A 5,448-nucleotide genomic window follows, 5' to 3' on the forward strand; every position below is an offset into this window, starting at 1 on the left:
AGGCGACGGCGGGAATCGAACCCGCGAATGGCGGTTTTGCAGACCGCTGCATTACCACTTTGCTACGTCGCCATCGCCCTTTATTCTAGCACAGGCAAGCCAACCGTGCAACTAGCGCCGGCAGACGGCTGCCGTCACTCTCCCATACGGCCTACAACGATGACACCTGCGCAGCAATTGCTCCTATTGCGGCCCCTACCACCCGCACCAAATCAGATGGCGCGATACCGATCATCACCCCGCGTTGGCCGGCATTGACATAGATGATCGGATGCATCAGCGCCGATTCATCAAGATATGACGGCCACCGCTTCGCCATCAGCGCCAGCGCGCCGATACCGCCGACTCGCAACCCGGTCAGGCGTTCGGCTTCGGCATGCGGCGCCATATCAAACCGCTTGGCGCCGGCCACCATTGCAAGGCGCTTGAGATCAAGCTGGCAATCAGCCGGCACCATTGCCAAGGCTGGCCGCGCGCCAGCGCCAAGCACAACCAGCGTCTTGAAGACCTGCGCCACTGGGACGCCAATCGCCGCCGCGACAGCCACTGCATCCGGCACTGATGAGTCGTACTCGTGGACGGTATACGGGATGCGTTGGCGATCGAGCAGGCGCATCGAATTCAGTTTATCGGCCATAGAGATGTTCGATCACTGTTCATTGACAGCTATCGCTAACGGTGCGCAACAGTGCGCAAGCGGCTACCAGCGGGATGGTCACCAAAAACGTTGACCCTTTACCGGGTTGGCTCGTTGCCGCAATCGTACCACCCATCACCATACACAACCGCTGGGCAATCGCTAAACTAATCCCAGCACCGCTATGGCGTTGGGTTAACGCTTCATCAAAACGGACGAACGGCTCAAATAGGACATCGAGCTGCTCACGGCTCATCCCAATGCCGGTATCGCTCACACTGAGGCTCAACACTGCCGGCCCTTCCCCGTCATCACGGATTGCCACCGCCAACCTAATCTCGCCTTGGCGGGTAAACTTCACCGCATTTTGCAAGAGGTGCAACAAAATCTGGCGCACCTTCGCCCGATCGACCTCGATGATCGTCGCCGGATCAACCGCCAGATCGATCGACAGCCGGTTGCTGTGCGTATTCGCCAACGGCGCGATTGCCGTTTGCACTTCATCGATCAGCAGCCCCAGCGGCCAGCTTTCCCGGCTCACCACCACCTCGCCAGCCTCCAGCCGGGCCAGATCGAGCACATCGTTAATCAGGATCAGCAACTGTCCGGCTGCTTCTCTGATGCGTTGGAGGCGAGTGATCGCACGCGCTGGGCTTAGTGCGCCTTCCTGTGCGTCTTCGTGCAATAATTCGCTGTAGCCGATAATCGTATTTAGCGGTGTACGCAACTCGTGGCTCATGTTCGCCAAGAATGCACTTTTGGCCCGCATCGCCGCAGCGCGCGCTTCGGCTAATTCACGCTCAAGGTCGACAAGATGGCGTTGCAGTTCGGCCCGCTGTGAGCGCTCATGCCAGCTATACCATGCGAGCGCTACGCTTATCCCGCCTAACCCAGCTAACGCCGCCAACCACCAGCCGCTGCCGAATGCCAAGGCGAGCGCTGCTGAAGCAACCAACACGCCCAATAATGCCAGAGCAAGCCGATGCCAGCTTGCCGATGGCAACCATCGCTTGAGCCACAGTACGGCGTGTTTCAAGGAACCCTCACCCACTGGTACAGAAAGACATCTATATGTAGAGCACTGTTATCTTACCGCAAACCAGTGTGAAGGTAAACAGCTTCGCGCAACCGGCGCATACGCTGCGCTTACTGAAAGCGTCAAGACTGGCTTATTATGCGCTCTTCCTGCTATTCAGCCGCCAACCGCGCAAGGAAATCGCGGATCAATACGCTCTGCATGTCAAGGTCAGTCAGAAAAGCGTCGTGACCGGCATCAGTATCAATCAGGTGTGTGGTAAACGAACGGCCCACCACTTGGGCTGCCGCCGCCATCTGATACGTCTCTCTCGGCGGGTAAAGCCAGTCGCTGCTGTAGGCCAAGCCAAGGAACCGCGCCTGCGCTTGATCAAAGGCTGCTTCCAGCGAACCGTAACGCGCCGCTAGATCCCAGCTATCCATAGCGCGGGTGATGACAAGGTACGAATTAGCGTCAAACCGGTCGTTGAAGCGAGCCGCTTGGTGTTCAAGGTAGTGTTCAATCGCGAACCGCGGCCCCAAATCGAGGGCGCCGGGATCGCCGCGCCGGCCAAACCGCTGCTCCAGCTTCTCTTCGCATAGATAGGTGATGTGGCCGAGCATACGCGCCACTGCCAACCCGTCGCGCGGCGGTTCACCATCGTAGTAATCGCCGCCTTGCCAGCGTGGATCAGCCATAATCGCGCGCCGGCCAATGTAGTTCCACGCCACCGTTTGCGGGCTTGAGCGGGCGCTGGTGGCGAGCAAGATCGCGCCGCGCACCCGCTGCGGGTACTCAACCGCCCATGTTAAGGCCTGAAACCCGCCCATCGAGCCGCCAGCCACCGCCAGCAAGGTTTCGATCCCCAACGCATCGATCAAGCGTTGTTGGGCACGCACCATATCTTCGATCGTGATGATCGGAAAGCGCGATCCATACGGATTGCCATCCGCCGGATGCGGGCTCGAGGGGCCGGTCGAGCCGCGACAGCCGCCGATCACGTTCGAGCAGATCACAAAGTAGCGGTTGGTATCAAACGCGCGCCCCGGCCCGATCATGCCATCCCACCAACCCGGTTTGCGGTCGGTGGGACTATGATAGCCAGCCGCATGCGCATCACCCGACAGGGCATGCAAGATCAAGATCGCATTCGAGCGATCGGGCGCCAATTCACCATACGTTTCGTAAGCCAGCGTCAACGGTCCCAGCGTCGCACCGCTCGCCAACGTCAGCGGTGTTGTCCAATGCATACGCTGGGTGCGCACATAGCCAACCCCCTCTGGGGTTGGCGCATGAACGAAAGCTTCCATCTACATCTTCTCCTGACTGCAAGGAAGCCGGGCAGCGGGCAAGAGCGGCAACGCCATTGTCGCCGCCGTGCCCGCGGTATATTATGACGGCGTCCCGGCTAGCGCTTGATCGAGATCGGCCAAAATATCGTCGATCGTCTCAAGACCAATCGAGAGCCGTACATAATCATCGGTCACGCCAGTCAGCCGCTGCTCCTCCGGCGTCAACTGGCTGTGGGTCGTCGTAGCCGGATGGATGGCGAGGCTCTTGGCGTCGCCAATGTTGGCCAGATGCGAGAAGAGGCGCAGCCGCTCAATGAAGGTGCGGCCGGCCACCCGCCCGCCTTTCAAGCCAAAGCCGACGATCCCGCTCTGGCCGCGCGGCAGATACTTCTGGGCTAGCGCGTAGCTTGGATGGCTGGGCAGACCGGGATAGTTCACCCATGCCACCTTCGGATGCTCGCTGAGGTAACGGGCCACCGCCAGCGCATTCTTGCTGTGCCGCTCCATCCGCAACGGCAGCGTTTCCAACCCCTGCAAGAAGAGGAAACTGTTGAATGGGCTGAGCGCCGCGCCAATATCACGCAACCCTTGCACTCGCGCCTTGAGGATATAGGCCAGATTGCCGAAGGTCTGCGTGTACACTAAGCCATGATAGCTCGGATCGGGACTAGTGAATTCGGGGAAGCGCCCGCTCGCCGCCCAATCAAATTTGCCGCTATCAACGATGATCCCGCCAATGGCGGTGCCGTGCCCGCCGATATATTTGGTCGCCGAGTGGATCACAATGTCGGCGCCATGCTTGATCGGCTGCCACAAGTACGGCGTTACCGTCGTCGCATCAACGATCACCGGCACGCCACGCTCGTGGGCAATCGCCGCGATCCGCTCGAGATCGAGTACATCGAGCCGCGGATTGCCAACCAATTCGAGGAAGAAGGCTTTGGTGCGGTCGTCAATCGCCGCCGCAAAGCCGTCGTAGTCACGGGCATCGACAAAGCGCGTGGTAATGCCGAGTTTCGGCAAAGTATGGCGGAAGAGGTTGTAGGTGCCGCCGTACAGATCCGACGAGGCGACGATGTTGTCGCCGCTGCCGGCCAGATTGAGAATCGCCAGCGTTTCGGCGGCTTGCCCCGACGCCAACGCCAACGCGCCCACCCCGCCTTCCAACGCCGCCATGCGCTGCTCGAACACATCGGTCGTCGGATTCATGATCCGAGTATAGATGTTGCCAAACTCTTGCAGGTTAAAGAGGCGCGCTGCGTGATCGGTATCTTTGAACTGGTACGACGTGGTGGCATAGATCGGCACGGCCCGCGATCCGGTCGCCGGATCAGGGGTTTGGCCGGCATGCAGGGCGAGCGTCTCGAAACCGGTGAAGCGCGGAGCATCGGACATGAACAACCTCCTCAAGCATTCATCAAAGTAAGCCAGATTGCAGGCAACAAAAACGCCCTCAACTGCGATGAGGGCGTGAAACCATTGCGGCAAGCCGCGCTGCCACGTCGCTCATCTTCCAGAACACTTCTGCCGGAATTAGCACCGTTCGCACGCGGCGACGCATGCGAGGGTTGCTGCGGTTTCAACGGGCCGGTCCCTCCACCGCTCTGGATGAGTGCGTGTATGTTGTTGAGGTGCGCGTTGGTGTCGCCTACACCAGTACATCGTTGGTAATATAAACTATGCGACTTGTCTTTGTCAAGTATCTCGGCAAGGAATTTTGCCCCGTTTTCGGTATCAGCCCATGCAGAACCGGTGATCGCTGCGCTATCCGTACCGCAGCCAACTTGACCTGCACATTTCCTTGACAAAACCTGTGCCGTTGAGTACGATAGATATGGAACCCATAACGAAATGTGCATAAGACTATCTCGAGTATACTACCTCATGTGAAGCCTGCTCTCCCAGTTCTACGGGGGAGAGCGTGGAACAACTAAGGGATGCTCGTCTTTCTACAGAGGTTGCCCGGCTCCATACCTACGAACCGGGCAGTAAGGAGTCAGTGTGAAGATCGCCGGCAATTACATCTTTGCGGCTAGCCGTGATGAGGTGTGGGCTGCGTTGAATGATCCGGAAGTCTTAGCTCGCACTATTCCCGGCTGTCAGCGTCTTGAGCAAGTTGGCGAAAACGAATACGAGAGCACGCTGAAGATTGGTCTCCAAGCAGTGCGTGGCGTGTATAGCGGACGGGTGAAGATCGACAATATTCAGGCGCCTGAGTCGTATGAGATTCACGTCGATGGTAAGGGGAGCAATGGTTTTCTGAAGGGTTCGGGTAGCATTACTCTGCGCGAAGAAAACGGCCAGACGATCCTCGATTACGGTGGCGAAGCGCATATAGGTGGCACCATTGCCAGTGTTGGCCAGCGCCTGCTCGATGGCGCCGCCAAAACATTGATCGGGCAGAGTCTGAAGGCGCTCGCGGCCCAGATCGAGGCGCGGCGCGCCGGCAGTGTCGAAGCCGCACCTGAACCGGTTGCTGCACCTGCACCGGTCGCCGCGCCGCC

The 5,448-nt window shown here is 59.1% G+C and carries 5 protein-coding genes, 1 tRNA gene and 1 riboswitch; of the genes, 1 reads left to right on the forward strand and 5 read right to left on the reverse strand.

Annotated features, from left to right (window positions below; all coding sequences use genetic code 11):
• The 5 genes from U9R81_RS04835 to U9R81_RS04855 form a co-directional block, all read right to left on the reverse strand.
• Positions 1-72, reverse strand: a tRNA-Cys gene (locus U9R81_RS04835).
• 79 nt (positions 73-151) lie between these two features.
• Positions 152-637 carry an aminoacyl-tRNA deacylase gene (locus U9R81_RS04840; protein WP_322494384.1) on the reverse strand — a complete coding sequence of 162 codons (486 nt, stop codon included), beginning with the start codon at positions 635-637 and terminating at the stop codon, positions 152-154.
• Positions 638-656: 19 nt separating this feature from the next.
• Positions 657-1,673 (reverse strand): HAMP domain-containing sensor histidine kinase, encoded by a 1,017-nt coding sequence (locus U9R81_RS04845; protein WP_322494385.1) that lies wholly within the window; start codon positions 1,671-1,673, stop codon positions 657-659.
• Positions 1,674-1,825: 152 nt separating this feature from the next.
• Entirely contained in the window at positions 1,826-2,962 is a 1,137-nt protein-coding gene (metX, locus tag U9R81_RS04850; RefSeq protein WP_322494386.1) for a homoserine O-acetyltransferase MetX, read from the reverse strand.
• An 81-nt stretch (positions 2,963-3,043) separates the two neighbouring features.
• A complete protein-coding gene (locus U9R81_RS04855) occupies positions 3,044-4,339 on the reverse strand; it encodes a homocysteine synthase (RefSeq protein ID WP_322494387.1) in 1,296 nt (431 codons plus the stop codon).
• A 108-nt stretch (positions 4,340-4,447) separates the two neighbouring features.
• Positions 4,448-4,559: riboswitch (SAM riboswitch) on the reverse strand.
• A gap of 386 nt (positions 4,560-4,945) precedes the next feature.
• Here U9R81_RS04855 and U9R81_RS04860 point away from each other — a divergent pair.
• A partial coding sequence (locus U9R81_RS04860) for a carbon monoxide dehydrogenase subunit G (RefSeq protein WP_322494388.1) occupies positions 4,946-5,448 on the forward strand: 503 nt, incomplete at its 3' end.

This window comes from Chloroflexus sp. (assembly GCF_034435895.1).
Lineage (GTDB): Bacteria > Chloroflexota > Chloroflexia > Chloroflexales > Chloroflexaceae > Chloroflexus.